General features: G+C 74.5%; 24 protein-coding genes. 14 read left to right on the top strand and 10 right to left on the bottom strand.

The genetic code is table 11. The annotated features are described in order from the left end of the window. Positions 1-49: 49 nt before the first annotated feature. From AFE02nite_RS10750 to AFE02nite_RS10735, 4 genes are read right to left on the bottom strand one after another with little or no spacing between them, the layout of a single operon-like run. A complete protein-coding gene (locus AFE02nite_RS10750) occupies positions 50-778 on the bottom strand; it encodes an ABC transporter permease subunit (protein WP_034247271.1) in 729 nt (242 codons plus the stop codon). After that, on the bottom strand, positions 775-1686 hold the full coding sequence (locus AFE02nite_RS10745; RefSeq protein WP_034247273.1) for an ABC transporter ATP-binding protein: 912 nt from the start codon (positions 1684-1686) through the stop codon (positions 775-777). Before AFE02nite_RS10745 ends, AFE02nite_RS10750 begins: the two co-directional genes overlap by 4 nt. Before the next feature lie 52 nt (positions 1687-1738). Beyond that, the gene (locus tag AFE02nite_RS10740; protein ID WP_052113802.1) at positions 1739-2689 is read right to left on the bottom strand and encodes an ABC transporter permease; all 951 of its coding nucleotides are present in this window, start codon (positions 2687-2689) and stop codon (positions 1739-1741) included. Then, positions 2686-3642: an ABC transporter ATP-binding protein gene (locus tag AFE02nite_RS10735; RefSeq protein WP_307726047.1), complete on the bottom strand. Its 957-nt coding sequence runs from the start codon at positions 3640-3642 to the stop codon at positions 2686-2688. The genes AFE02nite_RS10740 and AFE02nite_RS10735 overlap by 4 nt, the downstream gene beginning before the upstream one ends. Before the next feature lie 215 nt (positions 3643-3857). Here AFE02nite_RS10735 and AFE02nite_RS10730 point away from each other — a divergent pair, with 215 nt between their 5' ends. From AFE02nite_RS10730 to AFE02nite_RS10720, 3 genes are all read left to right on the top strand, one after another. Then, positions 3858-4304 (top strand): Rieske (2Fe-2S) protein, encoded by a 447-nt coding sequence (locus AFE02nite_RS10730; RefSeq protein WP_052113805.1) that lies wholly within the window; start codon positions 3858-3860, stop codon positions 4302-4304. Between the two features lie 181 nt (positions 4305-4485). Further along, entirely contained in the window at positions 4486-4683 is a 198-nt protein-coding gene (locus AFE02nite_RS10725; RefSeq protein ID WP_034247275.1) for a ribbon-helix-helix protein, CopG family, read from the top strand. A gap of 5 nt (positions 4684-4688) precedes the next feature. Next, a complete protein-coding gene (locus tag AFE02nite_RS10720) occupies positions 4689-5069 on the top strand; it encodes a type II toxin-antitoxin system death-on-curing family toxin (protein WP_034247285.1) in 381 nt (126 codons plus the stop codon). Between the two features lie 6 nt (positions 5070-5075). On the opposite strand, the gene AFE02nite_RS10715 is transcribed toward AFE02nite_RS10720, so the two are convergent. Further along, positions 5076-5483 carry a hypothetical protein gene (locus AFE02nite_RS10715; RefSeq protein ID WP_052113804.1) on the bottom strand — a complete coding sequence of 136 codons (408 nt, stop codon included), beginning with the start codon at positions 5481-5483 and terminating at the stop codon, positions 5076-5078. 139 nt (positions 5484-5622) lie between these two features. On the opposite strand from AFE02nite_RS10715, the gene AFE02nite_RS10710 reads away from it, so the two are divergent. Next, positions 5623-6141 carry a sigma-70 family RNA polymerase sigma factor gene (locus AFE02nite_RS10710; RefSeq protein ID WP_146819613.1) on the top strand — a complete coding sequence of 173 codons (519 nt, stop codon included), beginning with the start codon at positions 5623-5625 and terminating at the stop codon, positions 6139-6141. Next, the gene (locus AFE02nite_RS10705; protein WP_146819612.1) at positions 6138-6833 is read left to right on the top strand and encodes a zf-HC2 domain-containing protein; all 696 of its coding nucleotides are present in this window, start codon (positions 6138-6140) and stop codon (positions 6831-6833) included. The genes AFE02nite_RS10710 and AFE02nite_RS10705 overlap by 4 nt, the downstream gene beginning before the upstream one ends. A 66-nt stretch (positions 6834-6899) precedes the next feature. Here the strand turns inward: AFE02nite_RS10705 and trmB are convergent, their stop codons facing one another. After that, positions 6900-7520: a tRNA (guanosine(46)-N7)-methyltransferase TrmB gene (gene trmB, locus AFE02nite_RS10700; protein WP_261765579.1), complete on the bottom strand. Its 621-nt coding sequence runs from the start codon at positions 7518-7520 to the stop codon at positions 6900-6902. 678 nt (positions 7521-8198) lie between these two features. On the opposite strand from trmB, the gene AFE02nite_RS10695 reads away from it, so the two are divergent. Then, positions 8199-8696, top strand: a complete 498-nt coding sequence (locus AFE02nite_RS10695; RefSeq protein ID WP_146819611.1) for a septum formation family protein — start codon at positions 8199-8201, stop codon at positions 8694-8696. A 66-nt stretch (positions 8697-8762) separates the two neighbouring features. Here AFE02nite_RS10695 and AFE02nite_RS10690 read toward each other — a convergent pair whose 3' ends face one another. Beyond that, entirely contained in the window at positions 8763-9704 is a 942-nt protein-coding gene (locus tag AFE02nite_RS10690) for an LppM family (lipo)protein (RefSeq protein ID WP_186814535.1), read from the bottom strand. Positions 9705-9887: 183 nt separating this feature from the next. Between AFE02nite_RS10690 and clpB the strand changes: the two genes are divergently transcribed. The 3 genes from clpB to AFE02nite_RS10675 all read left to right on the top strand — a co-directional run bounded on the left by clpB (position 9888) and on the right by AFE02nite_RS10675 (position 15848). Continuing rightward, on the top strand, positions 9888-12503 hold the full coding sequence (gene clpB, locus AFE02nite_RS10685) for an ATP-dependent chaperone ClpB (RefSeq protein ID WP_146819609.1): 2616 nt from the start codon (positions 9888-9890) through the stop codon (positions 12501-12503). Between the two features lie 115 nt (positions 12504-12618). Then, positions 12619-13329, top strand: coding sequence for an HAD family hydrolase (locus AFE02nite_RS10680; protein ID WP_146819608.1), 711 nt, complete (start codon positions 12619-12621; stop codon positions 13327-13329). Then, a complete protein-coding gene (locus AFE02nite_RS10675) occupies positions 13326-15848 on the top strand; it encodes a glycoside hydrolase family 65 protein (RefSeq protein WP_052113692.1) in 2523 nt (840 codons plus the stop codon). The genes AFE02nite_RS10680 and AFE02nite_RS10675 overlap by 4 nt, the downstream gene beginning before the upstream one ends. Before the next feature lie 34 nt (positions 15849-15882). On the opposite strand, the gene AFE02nite_RS17420 is transcribed toward AFE02nite_RS10675, so the two are convergent. Both AFE02nite_RS17420 and AFE02nite_RS10665 read right to left on the bottom strand, forming a co-directional pair. Continuing rightward, positions 15883-16530, bottom strand: coding sequence for a hypothetical protein (locus AFE02nite_RS17420; protein WP_034246219.1), 648 nt, complete (start codon positions 16528-16530; stop codon positions 15883-15885). 77 nt (positions 16531-16607) lie between these two features. Then, the gene (locus AFE02nite_RS10665; RefSeq protein WP_034246217.1) at positions 16608-17411 is read right to left on the bottom strand and encodes an exodeoxyribonuclease III; all 804 of its coding nucleotides are present in this window, start codon (positions 17409-17411) and stop codon (positions 16608-16610) included. 67 nt (positions 17412-17478) lie between these two features. On the opposite strand from AFE02nite_RS10665, the gene AFE02nite_RS10660 reads away from it, so the two are divergent. The 5 genes from AFE02nite_RS10660 to AFE02nite_RS10640 all read left to right on the top strand — a co-directional run bounded on the left by AFE02nite_RS10660 (position 17479) and on the right by AFE02nite_RS10640 (position 21399). Next, positions 17479-18276 carry an SDR family NAD(P)-dependent oxidoreductase gene (locus tag AFE02nite_RS10660; RefSeq protein WP_034246214.1) on the top strand — a complete coding sequence of 266 codons (798 nt, stop codon included), beginning with the start codon at positions 17479-17481 and terminating at the stop codon, positions 18274-18276. A gap of 88 nt (positions 18277-18364) precedes the next feature. After that, complete coding sequence (pyrE, locus tag AFE02nite_RS10655) at positions 18365-18937, top strand: orotate phosphoribosyltransferase (protein WP_034246213.1); 573 nt, start codon at positions 18365-18367, stop codon at positions 18935-18937. Then, on the top strand, positions 18934-19953 hold the full coding sequence (locus AFE02nite_RS10650; protein ID WP_052113691.1) for a hypothetical protein: 1020 nt from the start codon (positions 18934-18936) through the stop codon (positions 19951-19953). Before pyrE ends, AFE02nite_RS10650 begins: the two co-directional genes overlap by 4 nt. 11 nt (positions 19954-19964) lie before the next feature. Next, entirely contained in the window at positions 19965-20705 is a 741-nt protein-coding gene (locus AFE02nite_RS10645) for a hypothetical protein (protein ID WP_052113690.1), read from the top strand. 109 nt (positions 20706-20814) lie between these two features. Then, a complete protein-coding gene (locus AFE02nite_RS10640; RefSeq protein WP_146819607.1) occupies positions 20815-21399 on the top strand; it encodes a LemA family protein in 585 nt (194 codons plus the stop codon). Positions 21400-21453: 54 nt separating this feature from the next. Here the strand turns inward: AFE02nite_RS10640 and AFE02nite_RS10635 are convergent, their stop codons facing one another. Next, positions 21454-22278 carry a YwiC-like family protein gene (locus tag AFE02nite_RS10635; RefSeq protein WP_146819606.1) on the bottom strand — a complete coding sequence of 275 codons (825 nt, stop codon included), beginning with the start codon at positions 22276-22278 and terminating at the stop codon, positions 21454-21456. Positions 22279-22307 lie beyond the last annotated feature (29 nt).

The following is a 22307-nucleotide window of genomic DNA, read 5'->3' as shown; positions in this document are numbered from 1 at the left end:
GGGATCCTTTCGCGCAGGCGGCGGTCGAGGGTCCAGTCTCGCCCGGCGATCAGTCCGCGGCGGCCAGGCGCAGCGTCTTCAGCTTCGCGATCCCCCACCACGTCGCCCCGATGACGACGACGGCGAGCAGGCTCAGCCCGACCGGCATCGTGACGGCGGAGCTCACGCCCCAGCCCGACGCGCGGAACCCGAGCATCTCCTCCGCCGGGGCCAGGGCCCACTGCCGCACCGAGACGTTCCGGACGCCCGGCACGTACCCGCCGAGGACCGACTCCCACAGCAGCGCGTACAGCAGGCCGACGATGACCGCGTTGCGCGTGAGGACGGACAGCGCCACGAAGATGGTCGTGTACGCGAAGCCGGCCAGCAGCGCCGCGAGCCCGTAGGCGGACGACAGGCGCAGGTCCTCGTCCCCGGCGATCGCCGTCGAGGCCACGATCGGCAGCACCGCGAAGATGACCGTCGTCGCCAGCGCGACCGCGAGCTTGGCGAGCAGGATGCTGCGGCGCGGGACGGGCTTGGCCAGCAGGTACACGATCGAGCCGTCGTCGATCTCCGGCCCGATCACGCCGGTGCCGATGAGCAGGCACATCAGCGGAAGCAGCGTCCCCATGCCGAAGTTGCCGATGAGGCCCGACGACGCGTTGATCGAGCCTTCCGACGCCCAGCGGGTCAGCGCGGCCAGGCCCAGCAGCAGCAGCGGGAGGACGACCAGCAGCAGCGAGCGGCGGCGGCCGAGCAGGCCGCGCACCGTGAGCTCCATGACGACGGGGTTCATCGGGCCACCAGGTACGCGAAGACGCTCTCGAGGGACTCGTCGGCCGGGTCGACCTCGAGCAGCCGCACGCCGGACTCCTGCGCGAGGCGGGGCAGTGCGTGGGTGAACCGGCCGAAGTCCGAGGTCTGCACGGCGATCGAGCCGCCCGCGACGGACACGCCGTCCGCCGCGCCGGCCGCGATGATGGCCGCCGCCAGGCACCGGTCGTCCGTCGAGGAGACCGTGTACTGGTGGGGCCGCTCGGTCATCAGCCGGCGGATGCGCCGGTAGTCGCCCGACGCCGCGTGCCGGCCCGCCACCAGCACCTCGATGGTGTCGGCGATCTGCTCGACCTCCTCGAGGATGTGGCTGCTGAACAGCACGGTCCGGCCCTCGGACGCGAGCCGCCGGAGCAGGTCCATCAGGTGCAGCCGCTGCCGCGGGTCCATCCCGTTGAACGGTTCGTCGAGCAGCAGCACGGCGGGGTCGTGCACCAGGGCGGTCGCCATCTTCACGCGCTGCTTCATGCCCTTGGAGTACGTCGCGATGGGGCGGTCGCTCGCGTCGACCATGTCGACCGTCTCCAGCGCCCGACGCGCGGCCGCGGGGGCGTCGGGCAGCCCGTGCAGCCGGGCGTTGGCGAGCAGGAACTGCCAGCCCGTGATCATGTCGTACATCGCCTCGGCCTCGGGGACCAGGCCGACCGCGCGGTAGATCGCCGGGTTGCGCCACACCGCGCCGCCGTCGAGCGCGACGGTGCCCGTCGAGGGGGCGAGGAAGCCGCCCATCATCGCGATGAGCGTGGACTTGCCGGCGCCGTTCGGGCCGAGCAGGCCGGTGATGCCCGGCGCGATGGTCATCGACACGTCGTTGACCGCGACGACGTTGCCGTACCAGCGGGACACCCGGTCCAGGACGATGGTGCTCATCTCGGGGCCCCCGCGTGATCGGGAGCGCAGCGAGCGATCGCGTGGGGTGATTTCACAGGCGCGCCGCCTTCCGGTAGCGGAGCATCAGGAGCCCGCCGAACGCCGCGATCGCGGCGATGTAGGTGAGGGCGAACAGCCCGCCCTGCCACGCCTGCGTCACGGCGAACTCGGGGATGGTCGAGTCGACGCCGAGGATCCACACCGCCAGCCCGTCGACCAGCCGGTAGGGGTCGATGGCGCCGCCCAGCACGGCGAGCTCGTCGGCGCCCTGGTCCAGCGCGATGCCGGACAGCGCGAACGAGACGCCGGTGACGACCAGGAGGATGGTGACGATCGCGGCGACACCCAGCCCGCGCCGGGGCGTGAAGGCTGCGATGGCCAGGCCGACGACGCCGAGCAGCAGCGCCAGCAGCGCCGACGCGAGGAGCCCGCCCGCCCAGCCGACCAGCTGGTCGCCCACGGGCAGCTCCGCCAGGAGCGCGCCGACCATGAGCAGCGTCTGCGGCAGCGCCATCACGGCGAACAGGGCGATCACCAGGCCGCCGAGCCGCGCGAGCACGTAGTCGGTGCGCACCATCGGCCGGGACAGGTACAGGGGCATCACGCCGTGCCGCAGGTCGCGGGAGACCGCGTACGGTGCGGCGCCGGCCACGAAGAGGGTCAGGGGGAGCTGGAACTGCCCCAGGAACTCCGTGTACGACATCGGCAGCTCGTTGCCACCCGTCAGCAGCACCGACAGGGCGATGATCGCGGGCGGCAGCAGCAGGATGCCGACGAGCACCCACGGCATGACCTTGGTGCGCGCCGGCCGGCCGATGCCGAACACGCCGCGCACGGTGTCCACCAGCAGCGACCGGACGATCCAGCCCCGCCCGAACCGCTCGCCCGCGTAGTGCCGGAAGCCGATGTCGTGGATGACGTCGGCGCGTCGCTCCGGGCTGCCGGTGCCGGGCGCGGGCGGCACGGCGGGGGGACCCGCGGGCGGGGGCGTCGGGGCGCTCATCGGGCCACCTCCCGGAAGAGCTCGGTCAGGTGGTGGCGGCGCCGCTGCATCCGGATCAGCCCGACGCCGAGGTCGGCGACGGTCGCCTGGATCGCGCCCGTGACCTCCTCGTCGGTCAGGGCGACGGAGAACAGGCCGCCGCCGTCGTCGGCGGTCTCCACCTGCGCGCCCGCGGCACGGAGCCTGGCCACGACCTCGTCCGCGCGCTCGGTCACCTCGACCAGCACGACGCCGGACAGGGCCGTCGCCTCGGCCGTGGACGTGGAGCGCTGCAGCACGCCGCCCTCGATCACGACGACGTGGTCCGCGATCCGCTCGAGCTCCCCCAGCAGATGGGACGTGACCAGGACGGAGATGCCGAACTCGTGGCCGATGCGGCGGATGAGCTCGAGCATGTCGTCCCGGCCGGCGGGGTCCAGGCCGTTGGTCGGCTCGTCGAGCAGGACGAGCCGCGGGTCGTGCACCAGGGCCTGCGCGAGCTTGACCCGCTGCTTCATGCCCGTGGAGTACCCGCCGATGGGCCGGTACCGCTCCTCGTACAGGCCGACGTGGCGCAGCGTGTCCGCCGCGCGCTCGCGGGCGGCCGCCGAGGGCAGGCCGGACATCCGCGCGAGGTGCACGACGAACTCGGTCGCCGAGACGTCGGGCGGCAGGCAGTCCGACTCCGGCATGTACCCGACGACCTGACGGATCGCGAGCCCGTCCGTCGCGGCGTCGAGGCCGAGGATCCGGGCGCTGCCCGACGTCGGGGGCAGCAGGCCCAGCAGGATCTTGATGAGCGTCGACTTGCCCGCGCCGTTCGCGCCGACGAGGCCCACGACGCCCGTCGGCATCTCGACGCTCAGGTCGGACAGCGCCGTGACGTGGCCGAAGGTCTTGGTGACGCGGCTCGTGACGATCGACGGCCCGGACGGGGCGGGCACCCCGGCGGGCGCCGTCGTGGGTGAGGTCACGTCCGGCAACGTAGCAGCCGCCGCGGACGTCGGCGGGGTGTCGGGGGGCACGGGATCCAGCGTGCGCCGTCGGGTCGGGCGCGGGAATGCGGGGTGACCCTGACCCGACCCTGAAGCTCGCCGTGCACGCCGACGCCCGCGCGTCGTGAACCGAGGAGGGGGCGGGTGCGTTAGTCCTGGCAGCGGTGCACCGTGCGCCGGCGATCGGGGGAGAGATGACTGCGACACGGACGACGACGGACGGGCTCGGGCTGGACCGGCGGACCGTGCTGGCGGCGGGGGTGTCCGTCGTCGGCGTCGGGCTGCTGGCCGCGTGCGCCACCGGCTCGGGCGGAGGCTCCGGGAGCGGTGGCCCCTCGGCGACGCCCGGCGGCGCGCTGGCCACGCTCGCCGACGTACCCGTCGGGGGCGCCGTCGCCGTGACCACCGCGGGCGGGGACAAGATCGTGCTCGCGCAGCCGGAGGAGGGGCGCGTGGTCGCGTTCTCCGCCGTCTGCACGCACCAGGGCTGCGCCGTGACCCCCGACGGCGACCGCCTGAACTGCCCGTGCCACGGCTCGGTCTTCGAGGCGTTCACGGGTGCGGTGGTGCAGGGCCCGGCGGACGAGCCGCTCCCGTCGTTCCCGGTCCGCGTGGAGGGCGACCAGGTGCTGGAGGCCTGACCCGCCCCGCTCCTCCGCCGCGACGCCGAGGACTTGGTGCGAGGACGAGGCCCTGGAGTCCTCGGTTTCGCACCAAGTCCTCGGTCTCGCGTGACTGGGGCCGGGGGTGGGGCTTGGGGTGGGCGGGTCAGAGGGTGGGACGGGGGTGGTATCTCGTGGTATCACGTGCCTACCGTCGGGTATGGCTGCCACGTTGAGGCTTCCCCCGGACGTCCAGAAGGCCTTGCGCGAGACCGCCGCCCGCGAGGGGCGCTCGCAGAACGCGATCATCATCGACGCCATCCGCCGGTACGCCACCGACCGCACGCGGCGCCGCGACGAGGCGGTGGCCCGGATCGTCGCCGAGGACGCCGCGCTCCTCGACCGGCTGGCGAGGTGAGCCCGGTGGTCGACTACCTGGACCGCGAGGACGTCCTGACCGCCATCGAGGCGCGCCTGGGCCGGCCGCCCGAGCTCCGCGACCACGGCGTGCTCGAGGCGGCGCTGCACCGCCCGCAGGCCACCTGGTACGGCCAGGACATCTACCCCGACCTCGACACCAAGGCGGCCGCGCTCCTGCTCGCGCTCGTCGGCAACGGGCCGCTCGTCGAGGGCAGCAAGCGCATGGGCTGGATCGCGACGCGCCTGTTCTACGTGCTCAACGGCCGCGACCTGCGGATGCCCCAGGACGAGGCCTACGACCTGGTCGTCCGCATCGCCGCGGGCGAGGAGGACGACGTCGCCGACGTCGCCGCGACGCTACGGCGCTGGGTCGACGCCGTCTGACGCAGGTCAGCGCTGGCGTCGCTCGACGGTCCACGCGGCCACGCCCAGCACGACGGCGGCGACCTCGGTGACCGCCGACAGCACCGCCGCCGTCGTCCAGACCTGCTCGCGGACGCCGAAGAACCCGACGGTCATCGACAGGACGTACGCGCCGAACGTCGCCGCGCCGAAGCCGATGGCGCCCAGGAGCGGGAGCCAGTGCCGCCAGAGCAGGAGCGCGAACCCGATCGCCACGCCGCCAGCCGCGTTGAGGAGGAACGCGGGCCCGACGACGGCGACGTCGCGCATCCCGTCGACCCACAGCTGCAGGTGCAGGACGGCCGAGAGCAGGACCACCGACGCGGCGAGCCCGCGCAGCACCGTGCTCGTCCGGTCCGTCGGGGTGGTCGGCAGGGCGACCGTCGCGGGTTCCATGGCGCCTCCTCGGGTGTCGGGCCGGTGCGGCCCTCGCCCAGGAGGACGACGGCGGCCGCCCTGCGGTTCACCGCCGGGGTGAGCCGGGGCCGGCGTGAACCGAGCAGCACCCGCGGCCGTCTGCTTCGGTGGAGGGGTGATGACGGCGACCGCGACGGACCGGATGGTCGAGCTGCACGGCGAGCACGCCCGCGCGCTGTGGGCCTTCGCGCTGCGGCTGGTCGGTGGCGACCGGGCCCGCGCGGAGGACGTCGTCCAGGAGACCCTGCTCCGCGCCTGGCGTGACCGCACGGTGCTCGAGAGCACGACGGCCGGCGCGCGGGCCTGGCTGTTCACGGTCGCCCGCCGGCTCGTCATCGACGAGTGGCGGTCCAGCCGCGCGCACCGCGAGGTGCTCACCGCGGAGCTGCCGGAGCCGGCGACCGACGACCCGGCGACCACTGCCGACGGGCTCGTGCTCGGCTGGCTGGTCGCGGACGCCCTCGCCCGGCTCTCGACGGAGCACCGCCAGGTGCTGGTGCTCTGCTACTTCGGCGGCCGCTCGGTGGCCGACGCCGCGGCCGAGCTCGGGGTGCCGCCCGGCACCGTGAAGTCCCGCACGCACTACGCCCTGCGCTCGCTGCGCCTGGTCCTGGAGGAGATGGGGGTGACCCGATGACCGGTGGCGCCGACCCGTTCGCCGAGACCGCGGGCGCGTACGTCCTCGGCACGCTCGAGGTGGACGAGCGCCGCGCGTTCGAGGCGCACCTGGCCGGCTGCGCCGCCTGCCGCGCGGCCGTCGACGACGTCGCGCACCTGCCCGCCCTGCTCGCGGCGGTCCCGCCGGGCGGACTCGCCGACCCCCCGCCGTCGGTGCTGGCGGGCCTGCTGCGCGAGGTGGCGCGCGACGACGTCGGGCGTCGGCGCGGCGCGCGTCGCCAGGTGCTGACCGGCGCCGGGGTGCTCGGGGCCGCGGCGGCCGGGTTCGTCGCCGGTGCGCTCGTGCTGCCGCCGTCGGCCGCGGACGACGACGCCGGCCCGGGTGGGACGACGGTCGCGCTCGAGGCGACGGGCGACCTGCCCGTCTCGGCGAGCCTCGCGCTCGAGCCGACCGACTGGGGCACCCGACTCGCCGTGACCTGCACGTACGACGCCGTCGCGGGCGACCCGTACGCCGGCCCGGCTCCGGCGGCGGTGGAGTACGCGCTCGTCGTGCGCGACGCCGAGGGCCGCCCGCAGCAGGTGGCGACGTGGCTCGCGCTGCCCGGGCACGAGGTGACGGTGCCGGCGTCGACTGCGCTCGGCCTGGGCGACATCGCCGAGGTGGAGATGACGACCGGCGGCGCGGTCGTGCTGTCCGCGCAGCTGTAGCCGCGGCGCCGGTCGGTCGAGGCGGGGTCGGTCGGTCGGGGCGGGGTCGGTCGGGGGCCCGCCTGCCTACCGGCGGACGGCGACGACGTCGAACGCCGGGCGCCCGGCGGCCGCCGCGCGCTCCTCGAAGCGGGTCACCGGGCGGTGCGCGGGCCGGGGCGCGAAGCCCTCGTGGGTGGCGTGCAGGCGCGGCTCGGCGAGGACCGCCGCGAGGATCTCCTCGGCGTAGGGCGCCCAGTCGGTCGCGACGTGCAGCGTGCCGCCCACCGCCAGGCGGGACGCGAGGAACGCGAGCCGGTCGGGGCGCAGCAGGCGGCGCTTGTGGTGGCGGGCCTTCGGCCAGGGGTCCGGGAAGAAGGCGTGCACGGCGTCCAGCGACGCGGGCGGGACCCACCGGCGCAGCAGCTCGAGCGCGTCGCCCGCGGCGACGCGGACGTTGGCCGGACCGCCGTCGGCCAGGTCCGCCACCAGGTTCGCGACGCCGGGCACGTGCGCCTCGCACGCCAGGTAGTCGCGCCCGGCGTCGGCCGCGGCCATGGCCCGGACGGCCTCGCCCATGCCGGAGCCGATCTCGACGACGAGCGGCGCCCGGCGACCGAAGAGGCGTTCGCGGTCGAGCTCGCCGCCCGGGGTGAGCGGTGGCGGCGCGGCGGGGTCGTCGACCTCGAAGCCGTACCCCGGCCACAGCTGGGCCAGGGCCTCGGTGCGGCGCGGCCCGAGCGGGCTGCGCCGCGCGTGGAACGTGCGGACGGTCCCGGCGCCGGGGGGTCGCCGGGCGCCGCGGTCCGGGGTGCCCTCGGCCGCGGTGCCGGGCGTGGTGGCGCTGTCCGTGGTGGCGCTGTCCGTGGTGACGCTGTCCGTGGTGGCGCTGGTCAGGCCTGGTCGGCCGCGCCGCAGCCGCAGCCGCCGCAGCCGCAGCCCGACTGCTCCGTCTGCTCGACGGGCTCGGGCTTGGTGGTGATCGAGACGGGGTTCGTCGCCATCGCGTGCTCCCAGGTCGGTGGTGCACCCGCGCCGCGGGTGGTGTCGGACGCTGCTCCGACCGGGCGGTCGGGCCCGTCTACGGTAACCCGCCCGCCGCGCCGCTCCGCCGAGCAGGCCCGTGACAAAGGCGTCGTCGTCTCGTCGGCGGCCCCCGGCGGACCCCCGTGCGGGTCGAGGCTGGGCTCGAGACCGGCCGCGAAACCCCGGACGCGGTGGGTGCCCAGGCGGTAGTCTCCGGCCGCCGGTCCTCAAGGCGCTGGTCAGGGTGCCCGATGATGACTGGAACGAGCGGCTGCCGCTCGTGCCTCCCGCCCGCGCCCGGCTGAGAGTCCTCGCCGGCCGCACGACTGACGCCCGCCCGCCGCTCACGAAGGAAGACCGATGCGCCCGTCCCGCCTCGCGGCCACCGCCGCCCTGTCCTGTTCCGCCCTGCTCGCGCTCGCGGGCTGCTCCCTCCTCGGGGGTTCCGACGAGCCCGAGCGCGACGACGAGGGCGACATCACCGAGGCGACCGACGCCGACGCCTTCGCGATCCGCGTGGGTGACTGCCTCGAGTCGATGGACTGGGGCCAGGAGGGCTTCAGCACCGTCCCCGTGATCCCGTGCGCCGAGCCGCACGAGTCCGAGATCTACGCGGCCGTCGACCTCGAGGACGGTGCGTACCCCGGGGACGAGGCCATCGCGTCGCAGGCCGACGAGTACTGCTACGGCGAGTTCGAGGGCTTCGTCGGGGTCACGTGGGAGAACTCGGCGTTCGACTACGGCTACCTGTCGCCCAGCCAGGAGAGCTGGGAGCAGGGCGACGACCGCGAGGTCCTCTGCATGATCATGGACCCGGAGGGTCTGACGACCGGCTCGCTCGCGGGCGTCGCGCGCTGACGCAGACACGACGAAGGGGCCCGGTGGTCATCGACCACCGGGCCCCTTCGTCATGTCAGGCTCCGGTCAGGCGGGCGGCGGGGGCGGCGTCTGCTCCTGCGGCGGGGCCGGGGGAGCAGGGGGCGCGTCCGTCGCGGCTGGCGGGGCGGGCGGCGGTGCCACGGGCGGGGCCGGTGCGGCGACCGGCGGGGCCGGCGGGGCCGGAGCGGCCACCGGGGGAGCCGGGGCGGTCGGCGCGGTCGGCGCGTAGCCCTGGGCGGCGTCAGGCGTGAACGGCGCCGGCGCGTAGCCCGCAGCGGCCGGCTGGGCGACGGCGTTCTTCCGCGAGCGGAGCACGAGGAAGACGATCAGGGCCGCGGCCACCAGGACCGCCGCACCGATGCCGATGAGCAGCGGGAGCGGGAGGCTGGAGCCGCCGCCGCCCTCGATCGCGCTGCCGCGCGCGCTGATCTCGTTCGCCTCGCCGTACTGCGGGGTCCACGTGACGGTGTTGCCCTCGAGCTCGCCGTTGTGCTCGCTGACCTTGCCGGGGAAGGTGATCGAGATCTGGATGTCGAAGCCCTCCATGAGGCTCGACATCATCTCGTCGCCCTCGGCGCCGCCGGTGCCCAGGGCGTCCTCGCTGAGGTCCATCGTCCCGGAGACGACGAACTCGTCGCCCTCGCGGACGATGCTCAGCTCGCCGTCCGTGGCGCCGCCGAAGCTGTCGAGGGGCTCGCCCTCGAACGTCATCTTCTGGCCGATGTACTCGCCGTCGTCGTAGGGCTCGGTGCCCGTGATGGTGCCCTCGTCCATGTCGAAGGACTCGCCGGCCATCTGCTCGGCGAGCGACTCCGCGTCCTGGCCGGACATCTCTGCCAGGGCGGAGGACACCGCGAAGACCATCGTGCCGTCGACGGTGTCGTCGGACTGGAGGTCGAGCTGCATGTCCATCTTCACGCAGCCGGCCAGGCTGACTGCGACGAGAGTGGTGAGCGCGGTGGCGCCCAGGATTCGACGTGTTCGCATGCGCAGACCTTCCCACAGCGCGTGCGCGCCCGGGGAGGGTACGCGTCGATCTGGACGTGTTCGTGCCCGGGGTGCTCGCCGTCTCCGCGCTCGCCGGAGGAGACTTGAGTGACGTAGACTCAACTTAGCGTCATCGCTCTCGCTCAACCGATCGGGCATCGTCGTCGAGGAGGCACCGCCCGCATGGAACCGAAGTTCACGACCAAGTCGCAGGAGGCGATCGCCTCCGCGCTGCGCAGCGCGACCGCCTCGGGCAACCCCTCGCTCGAGCCGGTGCACCTGCTCGAGGCCCTGCTGGCGCAGGCTGGCGGCGTCGCCGGTGCGCTGCTCGACGCCGTCGGCGTGGACCGCGCGGCGCTCGGCCGACGGGTCGCGGCCGCCCGCGCGACGCTGCCGAGCGCCTCCGGCGGGTCCGTGGCGCAGCCGGCCCTGTCCCGCGCCACCTCCGCCGTCGTGACCGCCGCGAAGAGCGAGGCCGACGCGCTCGGCGACGAGTACGTCTCGGCAGAGCATCTGCTGCTCGGCATCGCGGCGGGGTCGTCGCCCGCCGCGGAGGCCCTGCGCGCCGTCGGCGCGGACCGGGACGCGCTCGCCGCCGCGCTGCCCGCGGTGCGCGGCTCGGCCCGCGTCACCTCGCCGGACCCCGAGGGCACGTTCAAGGCTCTCGAGCAGTACGGCGTCGACCTCACGGCCGCGGCGCGCGACGGCCGTCTGGACCCGGTCATCGGCCGGGACGCGGAGATCCGCCGGGTGGTCCAGGTGCTCTCACGCCGGACCAAGAACAACCCTGTCCTCATCGGCGAGCCGGGCGTGGGCAAGACGGCCGTCGTCGAGGGGCTCGCCCAGCGCATGGTCGCGGGCGACGTGCCCGAGTCCCTGCGGGGCAAGCGGCTCGTCGCGCTCGACCTCGCCTCGATGGTCGCGGGCGCCAAGTACCGCGGCGAGTTCGAGGAGCGGCTCAAGGCCGTCCTCACCGAGATCAAGGACGCCGAGGGGCAGGTCGTCACGTTCATCGACGAGCTGCACACGGTGGTCGGCGCGGGCGCGGCCGAGGGCTCGATGGACGCCGGCAACATGCTCAAGCCGATGCTCGCCCGCGGCGAGCTGCGCCTCATCGGGGCGACCACGCTCGACGAGTTCCGGGAGCGGATCGAGAAGGACCCGGCGCTCGAGCGCCGCTTCCAGCAGGTCTACGTGGGCGAGCCGAGCGTCGAGGACACCGTCGCCATCCTGCGCGGGCTCAAGGAGCGGTACGAGGCGCACCACAAGGTCGGCATCTCCGACGCCGCGCTCGTCGCCGCCGCCACGCTCTCCGACCGGTACATCCCCGCGCGTCAGCTGCCCGACAAGGCCATCGACCTGGTCGACGAGGCCGCGTCGCGCCTGCGCATGGAGCTCGACTCCTCGCCGGTGGAGATCGACGCGCTCCGCCGCGCCGTCGACCGGCTGACCATGGAGGAGTCCTACCTGTCCGAGGCGGAGGACGCCGCCGACCCGGCGTCGGCGGACCGGCTCGAGCGCCTGCGCGCCGAGCTCGCGGACAAGCGCGAGGAGCTCGCCGCGCTCACGGCCCGGTGGGAGCGCGAGAAGGCGGGCCAGAACCGCGTCGGCGACCTGCGGGTACGCCTGGACGGGCTCAAGGTGCAGGCCGAGCGGCTCCAGCGCGAGGGCGATCTCGACGCGGCGTCGCGCCTGCTCTACGGCGAGATCCCCGCGATCCAGAAGGAGATCGCCGAGGCGGAGGCCGCCGAGCAGCGCGCCCCGGGCGAGGGCGTCCCGCGCGAGACGCCGATGATCGCCGAGCGCGTCGGCACGGACGAGATCGCCGAGGTCGTGTCCGCCTGGACGGGCATCCCGACCGGCCGTCTGCTCGAGGGCGAGACCGCGAAGCTCCTGCGCATGGAGGACGTCATCGGCGAGCGGCTCATCGGTCAGCGCCGCGCCGTGACCTCGGTGTCCGACGCCGTCCGCCGGGCCCGCGCAGGCATCTCCGACCCCGACCGGCCCACGGGCTCGTTCCTGTTCCTGGGGCCGACGGGCGTCGGCAAGACCGAGCTCGCCAAGTCCCTCGCGGACTTCCTGTTCGACGACGAGCGCGCGATGGTGCGGATCGACATGAGCGAGTACGGCGAGAAGCACTCCGTCGCCCGCCTCGTCGGCGCGCCCCCCGGCTACGTCGGGTACGAGGAGGGCGGCCAGCTCACGGAGGCCGTCCGGCGCAGGCCGTACTCGGTCGTGCTGCTCGACGAGGTCGAGAAGGCGCACCCCGAGGTCTTCGACGTGCTGCTCCAGGTGCTCGACGACGGCCGCCTCACCGACGGCCAGGGCCGCACGGTGGACTTCCGCAACGTCATCCTCGTGCTGACGTCGAACCTCGGGTCGCAGTTCCTCGTCGACCCGACGCTGAGCGACGACGCCAAGCGGGAGGCGGTGCTGTCGGCGGTCCGCGCGTCGTTCAAGCCGGAGTTCCTCAACCGGCTCGACGACGTCGTGGTCTTCGACCCGCTCTCGCTGGAGGAGCTGAGCCGCATCGTCGAGCTCCAGGTGGCCCGCCTCGCCGCGCGGCTCGCCGAGCGGCGGCTCACGCTCGACGTCACGCCCGCGGCCCGCGAGTGGCTCGCCCTCGAGGGGTTCGACCCGTCGTACGGGGCGCGGCCGCTGCGCCGCCTGGTGCAGCGCGAGATCGGCGACCGGCTCGCCCGCATGCTCCTGGCAGGTCAGGTGCGCGACGGCGGGCACGTCGTCGTCGACCGCGCGGCCGACGCGACGGCGCCGGGCCTGGAGCTCCGCGCCGGCTGATCCCGGGGACCGCGCTCGGGCCGATCCCGGCGCCCGCGCCTGGGCCTGGAGCTCCGCGCCGGCTGATCCGCACGCACCCTGGGCGGCGCGTGCCCGCCCGGGCTACGGTCGAGACGTGCGCTTCGACGACGCTGCCGCAGTGCTGTTCGACCTGGACGGCGTGCTCACGCCGACCGCCGCCGTGCACATGCGGGCCTGGGAGCTGATGTTCCGGCAGTACTTCGCCGAGCACGAGATCGCGCCGCCGTACACGGACGCGGACTACTTCGCGCACGTCGACGGCCGGCCGCGGTACGACGGCGTCCGCGCCACGCTCGTCTCGCGCGGGGTGCACCTGGCCGAGGGGGCGCCGTCGGACCCGCCGGGCACGCAGACGGTGTGCGGGCTCGGCAACACCAAGAACGCGCTCGTGAACCAGCTGCTCGCCGCCGAGGGCGTCGAGCCGTACCCGGGCTCGGTCCGTGTGGTCGACGCGCTCAACCGGCGCGGCGTCCCGATGGCCGTCGTCTCCAGCTCGCGGAACACCGCGGCGGTGCTCGAGGCGGCCGGCCTGGGCGGGCGGTTCCCCGTCGTCGTCGACGGCGCCGTCGCCGCCGCCGAGCACCTCGCGGGCAAGCCGGCGCCGGACACCTTCCTGCGCGCCGCGGAGCGGCTCGGCGTGCCCCCGGACCGGGCCGCCGTCGTCGAGGACGCGGTGTCCGGGGTGGCCGCCGGGCGCGCCGGGGGCTTCGGGCTCGTCGTCGGGGTGGACCGGGGCGCCGGCCCGACGGCGCTCATGGAGGCGGGCGCCGACGTCGTCGTCCGGGACCTGGGGGAGCTGGCATGAGCGGGGCGGACGGGGACGGGCGGCGCGGGGAGCGGGCGCCTGGCCTGACCGACGCGATCGACCGGCTGCGCTTCCCGGTGGACCCGTGGCGGCTCACGGAGACGTTCTTCGACGCCGACGACCTCGGCCGCACGGAGACGCTGTTCGCCGTCGGCAACGGGTACCTGGGCATGCGCGGCAACCTCGAGGAGGGCCGCGACTGGCACACCCACGGGACCTACATCAACGGGTTCCACGAGACGTGGCCCATCAAGCACGCGGAGGAGGCGTACGGACTGGCCGAGGTCGGCCAGACGATGATCAGCGTCCCCGACCCCAAGGTCATCCGGCTCTACGTCGACGACGAGCCGCTCCTGCTGTCCGTGGCGGACCTGGTCACCTACGAGCGCACCCTCGACCTGGCCGACGGCGTCCTGCGGCGCGACCTCGTCTGGCGCACCCCGTCGGGCAACCGCGTGCGGGTGCGCTCGCGCCGGATGGTCTCCTTCACGCAGCGGCACATGGCGGTGATGACGTTCGAGGTGACCCTGCTCGACAAGCAGGCGCCCGTCGTCATCTCCTCCCACCTCATCAACCGCGAGGAGGGCGTCGACGAGTACCGGTCGGTGCGCACGCAGCACCACCGCCGGGCCACCGACCCCCGACGCGCGGACCCGGTCCCGGAGCGCGCGCTCGTCCCGGTGACCCACTGGGCGAACGAGGAGCGCACCGTCCTCAGCTTCCGGTGCGCGGGCTCGGGGATGACGCTCGCCGTCGGGACCGACGACCTCGTCGAGTCCGAGAACGAGGTCGAGGTGCTCGTCGACGTCGAGGAGCATTCCGCCAAGCACGTGTTCCGGACGTGCGCCGACGTCGGGAAGCCGATCACCGTCACCAAGGTCGTCGCCTACCACACCTCCCGCGGGGTCCCGGCGCACGAGCTCGTGGACCGCTGCCGCCGCACCCTCGACCGCGTGCGGCACCTCGGCATCGAGCGGCAGTTCGGCGACCAGCGCGCGTGGCTCGACGGGTTCTGGCAGCGCTCGGACGTGGTGGTCGAGGGCCAGCCGGACGTGCAGCAGGCGGTGCGCTGGAACCTCTTCCAGGTGGCGCAGGCGGGTGCGCGCGCCGAGGGCTCCGGCATCCCGGCCAAGGGCGTGACCGGCACCGGCTACGGCGGGCACTACTTCTGGGACACCGAGATCTACGTGGTCCCGTTCTTCGCGTTCACGACGCCGATCGTCGCGCGGAACGCGCTGCGCTTCCGCTACACGATGCTGCCGGCCGCCGAGCGGCGGGCCGCGAAGCTCACCCAGCACGGCGCCCTGTTCCCCTGGCGCACCATCAACGGCGAGGAGGCGTCGGCGTACTTCGCGGCGGGCACCGCGCAGTACCACATCGACGCCGACATCGCGTACGCCGTCGACCTGTACGGGTGGGTGACGCAGGACGACGAGTTCATGAGCCGCGAGGGGATCGACATCCTCGTGCAGACCGCGCGCATGTGGGCCGACCTGGGCTTCTGGCGCGGCGAGGGCGAGGGGTCGTTCCACATCCACGGGGTGACCGGCCCGGACGAGTACACGACGGTCGTCAACGACAACCTCTACACGAACGTCATGGCGCGCCTGAACCTGCGCTGCTCGGCGCGCGCGGTGCGCCAGCTCGAGCGATGGGCGCCGCACGAGCACGCCCGGATGGTGGCCCGGCTCGGGCTCGAGCCCGGCGAGGTGGACGAGTGGGACCGGGTGGCCGACGCCATGGCCATCCCCTACGACGAGCACCTCGGGATCAACCCGCAGGACTCGCACTTTCACGAGCGGGAGGTGTGGGACCTGCCGAACACGCCGCCGGACAAGCGGCCCCTGCTGCTGAACTTCCACCCGCTCGTGATCTACCGGTTCCAGGTGCTCAAGCAGGCCGACGTGGTGCTCGCCATGTACCTGCAGGGCGAGGACTTCACGCCGGAGCAGAAGCGCGCGAACTTCGACTACTACGACCCGATCACCACGGGCGACTCGAGCCTGTCGGCCGTGGTCCAGTCGGTGATGGCCGCCGAGGTCGGCTACCACGAGGTCGCGCTCGGCTATTTCCGCGACACCCTGCTCGTCGACCTCGCGGACCTGCACGGCAACACGACCGACGGCGTGCACGTCGCCTCGGCGGCCGGCGTCTGGGGCGCGCTGGTGTCCGGGTTCGCCGGCATGCGCGCGCACGACGGCGTCGTCCGGTTCGACCCGCGGCTGCCGGTCGGCTGGGCGGGCCTGACGTTCCCGCTGACCGTGCGCGGGTCCCGCGTGCGCGTGACGCTGCGTCAGGACGACATCACCTTCGCGCTCGAGGCGGGCGCGGAGCTGGTGGTCGAGGTGCGCGGTGCCCGCATCGAGCTGTCCGACGACGCACCGGTCACCGTGCCGCTCGACGGCCAGGGCCCGCGCATCGACGGCGGCCCCGACCCCGTGGCGCTGCGGGGGGTCGTGCGGACCGACGGGACCGTGATCACGGCGTCCGTGCCGCACGCCTCCGGACCGAACGCCTGACGCGCTCGCCGTCGCCGTCCGGTCGGTCAGCGCCTCAGTCGTCGAGCCAGGCGATGCACAGCGCGACGCGGTCGCCCTGGGTCCAGCTCTGCCGGCTGGGGGTCCACACGACGGGTCGGTAGCCGGCTGCCGCGTGGTCGTTGTCCATCTCGCACCACGCCGCGGCCTCGGCCGCGCCGTCGTCGCCCGGCCACGGGCCGTCGTCGAGCCGGAGCGAGCCGAGCACCTCGGCCTCGTGGTCGTCGCTGCACGGCACGAGCGTCACGCTGCCCACGGAGCCGTCGGCGGGCAGGTCGCGGATGCAGTGGCCCGCCCGGACCTGGCGCGCGGTGGCGCTCGTGGGTGAGGTCACGTCGCCGATCGGCTGGGTGCCCCACCAGTACAGTCCCGCCGCGGTGACGGTCCCCAGCACGCCCAGCACGACGACGGCGAGGGTCGCGAACAGCGCGATCTTCCGCCCGCGGTGCCGCTGCGGCTGCGTCTGGGCCTGTGTCCAGCCCGGCGCGTAGTACGGCTGCTGGGGGTAGTACCCGGCGGGCGCCTGCATCGGCGCGGGCGCGGGAGCCGGCATCGGCATCGGCGCGGGCGCGCCTGGCGCGGGCGCCGGCATCGGCGCGGACGGCGTCGGTGGCTGGTCCTGCGGCTGCGGCGGGCCCGGGGGCGACGGCGGCTGGTCGGCCATGTCAGGAACCTAGCGCCAGCGGGCGCCGCGCGGAGCCCCGTCCGCGGTCGTCCACGGATCGGCCGCCGGGCACCCGGTCAGTCGGCGAGGTCCAGGACCACGGGCACGTGGTCGGACGGCCCCTTGCCCTTGCGCTCCTCGCGGTCGATGCTCACGCCGGCGACGCGCGGCGTGAGGGCCGGCGACGTCCACGCGAAGTCGATGCGCAGCCCCTTGTTCTTGGGGAACGCGAGCTGCTGGTAGTCCCAGTAGGTGTACGTGTGCTCGTCCGGCAGGAACGTGCGCGTGATCTCCGTGTAGCCGATGTCGCCGAAGGCGAAGAACGCCTTGCGCTCGCCGGGCGTGACGTGCGTCTGGCCCTCGAACGCCGTCACGTCCCACACGTCGGTGTCGTACGGGATGACGTTCCAGTCGCCCATCAGCGCGATGGGCGCCGCCGGGTCGCCGAGCTGCGGGTCCACCCACGTGCCGGCGGCCTCGAGCAGGCTGTCGAGGAAGTGCAGCTTGTAGCGGTAGTGGTCGTCGTCGGGGTGCCGCCCGTGCGGGACGTACAGGCTCCAGACGCGGACGCCGCCGCAGGTCGCGCCGAGCGCGCGCGACTCGATCTGCGGGTCCTCCGCGCCCCAGCGCGGCTGGCCCGCGAAGTGCGTCTCGACGTCCTCGATGCCGACGCGCGAGACGATCGCGACGCCGTTCCACTGGCTCGAGCCGATGTGCGTGACCTCGTAGCCCGCCGCCTCGAAGACCGAGTACGGGAACTGGGCGTCGGTGCACTTGGTCTCCTGGAGCGCCAGCACGTCGGTCCCCGTGCGCTCCAACCAGGCGACGGCGCGGTCGGCGCGCGCCCGGACCGAGTTGATGTTCCACGTCGCGATCCGCATGCACGCAACCTACTCGGCGGTTCCCACATGCGATGCCCCCGCCCCGTGGCCACGTACGCTGGCCGCCATGGGGACAGCACTCATCACGGGAGCGAGCGCGGGCCTGGGCCTGGAGTTCGCCTGGCAGCTGGCCACGGCACGGCACGACGTCGTCCTGGTCGCCCGCGACGAGCAGCGGCTGCAGCGCCTGGCCGGCCAGCTCAATGCGGCGGCCGGGGTCAGGGCGGAGGTGCTGCCGGCCGACCTGTCCGTGCGGGCCGACGTCGAGCGCGTGGCGGACCGCCTGCGCGAGGGCGAGCGGCCGGTCGGCCTGCTGGTCAACAACGCGGGCCACGGCATCGGGCGCTTCGTCCAGGGCGACCTCGCGGCGCACGAGACGGCGCTGGACGTCATGGTGCGCGCGGTCATGGTGCTCTCGCACGCCGCCGCCGGCGCGATGGTCGAGCGCGGCCGCGGCGCGATCCTCAACGTGTCCTCCGTCGCCGCGCTGACGGCCGGGGGGACCTACTCGGCCGCCAAGGCCTGGGTGCGCGTGTTCACGGAGGCGCTCGCGGTCGAGCTCAAGGGCACCGGCGTCACCGCCACGGCGCTGTGCCCGGGCCTCGTGCACACCGAGTTCCACGAGCGCGCCGGGCTGGACTACGACGCGCTGCCCGAGCTCGCCTGGCTGAACGCGGAGCAGGTGGTCGCGGCCGCGCTCGCCGACGTGCGTCGCGGCTCGGTCATCTCCACGCCCAGCCTGCGCTACGCGATCGCCTCGGAGGTCGTGCGGCTGCTGCCGCGCGCCGCCGTCCGCGCGCTCTCGGGCGAGCGCCGCCTGCGCGACGTCGAGGTCGACGCCGACGAGGTCCCGGCGGACGCGTAGCCGGACGCCGGCGTCGGGACGACGGCGGCGCGAACCTCCCGCCGGACAGCCCCTCCTGGGCCGGGACCCGGCGGCTAGCCTGTGCGCCGTGACGCTCCCTGGAACCACGCCCCGCGACCGTCTGCGCGAGCTCGTCACCGAGCTCGCCGTCGTGCACGGGGAGGTGACCCTCGCGTCCGGCGCGGTCGCGCAGTACTACGTGGACCTGCGGCGCGTGACGCTGCACCACGAGGCCGCCCCGCTCGTCGGGCACGTGCTGCTCGACCTGCTCGAGGAGGCCGGGTTCGGGACCGCCGAGATCGACGCCGTCGGCGGGCTGACGCTCGGCGCGGACCCGGTGGCCACCGCGCTGCTGCACGCGGCCGCGTCGCGCGGGCAGGACCTCGACGCGTTCGTCGTGCGCAAGGAGGGCAAGGCGCACGGGATGCAGCGCCGCATCGAGGGGCCCGACGTCGCCGGCCGGCGGGTCGTCGCCGTCGAGGACACCTCCACCACCGGCGGCTCGGTGATGACCGCGGTGGACGCGCTGCGCGAGGCCGGGGCCGACGTCGTCGCCGTGGCCGTGATCGTGGACCGGGCGACCGGCGCGCGCGAGCGGATCGAGGCCGAGGGCCTGCCCTACCTGTCGATCTTCGGCCTCGCGGACCTCGGGCTGGTGTGAGCTCCGTGGGCCTCGTGGGCCGTGCCGCGCTGCAGTCCGTGGGTGGGTGGACCGAGGCGGACAGCACCACGCTCCTGATCGGGACCGTGGCGTTCGTCGTCGTCCTGGCGGTCGTCCTGACGGTGGTGCGCGAGGTGCCCAGGAGGCGGCGCGCGCGGGCCGAGCGGGCCTGGGCCGCCGAGCGGGGCTGGCAGCTGCGCGGCGACCAGGCGCTCGCCCGGCGGATGCTGGGCGTGTTCGGCCTCGGCGGCCGCTGCACCGTGTCGCACCTTCTCGCCGGCTCGTACGCGGGCCGGCCCGCCGCGACGTTCGAGTACGTCGAGGCGGGTGTCTCCGCGTCGGTGCAGGTCCACGTGGTCGCCGTCGCGCTCCCCGTGCCGCTGCCGGGGCTGCGGCTGTCGCCGCAGGCGCTGACCGACGACCTCGCCGGCGCCCTCGGCGGCCAGGACATCGCGTTCGAGTCGGCGGACTTCAACGCGGCCTGGCGGGTGCGGGCCGGCGACGCGAAGTACGCGCACGACGTCGTGCACCCGCGCCTGATGGAGCGCCTCCTCGCCGGCGACGCGCAGGGGCTGAGCATCTGGGTCACCGGGACGGACGTGCTCTGCTGGGTGCCCGGGAAGGTCGACCTGGCGGACGTCGACCGGCGGCTCGCCGTCCTGACCGCGTTCGTCGACGCGATCCCGCGGTTCGTGTGGCTCGACCACGGCTACGACCCCGGGCCCGACACCGCCGCCGACGTGCCGGTCCCGGAGCGGGCCCTGCCGGCGAGGACGCCGGACCGCGCGGTCGTGTCGAGCCTCGCCCGCGCGACCGACCGGGACTGGGGCCAGCTCATCGGCACGGGGCTCGGCGTCGTCGTGATGACGGCGCTCGCGGTCGTCCTCGCGGTCATGGGCCTGAGCCAGCCCGCCGTGTGGTGCGCGGTGGTCGCCGCGGTCCTCGCCGCCGGCGCCGTCGGGCGCCTGCTCATCGCGCGGAACCTGCGCCAGCAGGCTCGCGCCCGCGGTCTCTGAGGTAGGTCGGCATGGTCATCGAGGACGGCCTGATGACGGTCCTCTTCGCGCTCCCGTGGGTGCTCGTGCCGGTCGTCGTCGTGGGCACCATCTGGTACCAGGTCCGCCGGAACAAGGCCGTCAAGGCGTGGGCGGCGGCGTCGGGCTGGACGTACGTCGGCACGGACCCCTCGCTCGTGGGCCGCTGGGACGGGGAGCCGTTCAACCAGGGACACTCGCGGCGCACCAGCGAGGTCATGGTCGGCCGTTGGGCCGGCCGGCCGGCCGTCTCGTTCACCTACACGTACCGGACGGGCTCGGGGAAGGACGAGAGCACCTACAGCTTCCACGTCCTCGCCCTGCCGCTGCCCGCGTACCTGTCCACGCTCGAGCTCACCCCGGAGGACCTCGGCTCCCGGCTGGCCAAGGCGTTCGGCGGGCAGGACATCCAGTTCGAATCCGAGGAGTTCAACCGCGCCTGGCGCGTGCGGTCCCCGAACCCGAAGTTCGCGCACGACGTCGTGCACCCGCGCCTGATGGAGCGGCTCATGCGCGCCGACGCGCGGGGGGTGTGCCTGCGCCTCGGCGGGACCGACATCCTCACCTGGTCCGCCGGCCAGACCGTCCCCGAGCGGATCGCCGGGCGGCTGGGCCTCATGACCGCCGTCGTCGAGTCCGTGCCGCGCTTCGTGTGGCAGGACCACGGGTACGACCCCGGGCCGCCGGTCGTGCGGACCGGGCCGGAGGGCTCGCCCGCGGACCCGATGGTGTGAGGGCGACGCCCCCGGCCCGTCCTGATCATGGTCGGACGTCACCCGGGATCCGCGCCCGCTGCGGCCGCCCCGTGGCTACGATCGGCTCGACTCTCACCTGGAGGACCCCGTGGACCTGGTCGGCATCGTCCTGATCGTCATCCTTGCGCTTGTCCTGATCGCCGTGATCTGGGGCGTGGGCACCTACAACGGGTTCGTCCGGCTGCGGAACCTGGTGCAGGAGGCGTGGCGGCAGATCGACGTCGAGCTGCACCGCCGGCACGACCTGATCCCGAACCTCGTCGAGACCGTCAAGGGCTACGCGGCGCACGAGCGGGCGGTGTTCGACGAGGTCACTGCCGCGCGGGCCGCCGCGGCGGCGCCCGGCTCCAGCCCCGCGGAGCAGGCCGTCCAGGAGAACCAGCTCACCACCGCGCTCGGCCACCTCTTCGCCGTCGCCGAGGCGTACCCGCAGCTGCGCGCCGCCGACAACTTCCTCGCGCTGCAGGCCGAGCTGACGAACACCGAGGACCGCATCGCGGCCGGCCGCCGGTTCTACAACGCGAACGTGCGCCAGCTGAACACCAAGGTCGAGTCGTTCCCGTCGAACATCATCGCGGGCTGGTTCCACTTCTCCCGCGCCGAGTACTTCGAGGCCGAGGAGCCGGCCGTCCGCGCCGTCCCGACCGTCGACTTCGGCACCGCCGGCGCCTGAGCGGCCGGCGACCGATCCGGGCCCGACGGCGCACGCCGTCGGGCCCGCGCCGTCTCAGACGAGCGGCAGCGCGAGCAGGATCGCCGCGAGGGCGACCGACGAGACGACCTCGGCGACACCGATCGCGGCCGGCCGCGCCTTCGGCCAGTGCCGCGGCACGAGGCAGGCCCGCACGGCCATGACCGCCAGGAACGCGCCGACGAATGGCAGCCACCACGCGAACACCGCCGCCACGGCGAGGTGGTAGGCCACCGACGCCGCGTACATCGCCCGGTTGCCGCGCTCGCGGATCATCGTCTTGACGTACAGCGCGGTGCCGACGAGGTAGGCCGCCGCCGCGGCCGCGAGCGCCCAGCCCGGCGCGTACTCGGCGCCGGGCAGCCACGAGCCGTCGTCGGGGGAGCCGAGGCCGTAGGCGATGACCGCCATCAGGCTCGTCGCCGCGATGGTGAGCACGTCGTTGCTCAGGGCCCGTTCGGCCCGCCGCGCCGAGAACGCCAGGCTCGCCGCGAGCAGGGGTGCGAACACGACGCCCCAGCGCAGCAGCTGCGGCTCGGCGACCAGCAGCCCGCCCCCGACGACGGCGAGCAGGCCCCCGTAGACCTCGACCGGTCGCGCGTAGCGCTCCTTGCGTCCCGAGCGGAGCCAGACCGTCGTCGCGAAGTAGGCGAGGTAGGCCACGAGCCACGCGGCCAGGAGCCACAGGTGGACCCAGCCCAGCTCGCCGCGCACCGCGCCGACGGTCAGCGGCAGCAGCAGCATCGCCCAGGCACCGTGCTGGTTCGGGATCCACAGGCGCAGCGACCGGCGCTTCTTCTGCACGGGCCGGGGCGGCGCTGTCGCGTCGGCGTCCCGACCGGGGGAGACCGCTGGAGGCATGGTGGGCAGCCTAGATCGTCGGGCGCAGC

The sequence above is a fragment of the Actinotalea fermentans genome, assembly GCF_007991475.1.
Classification (GTDB): Bacteria; Actinomycetota; Actinomycetes; order Actinomycetales; family Cellulomonadaceae; genus Actinotalea; species Actinotalea fermentans.
This window is presented reverse-complemented; position numbering and strand designations above follow the sequence as displayed.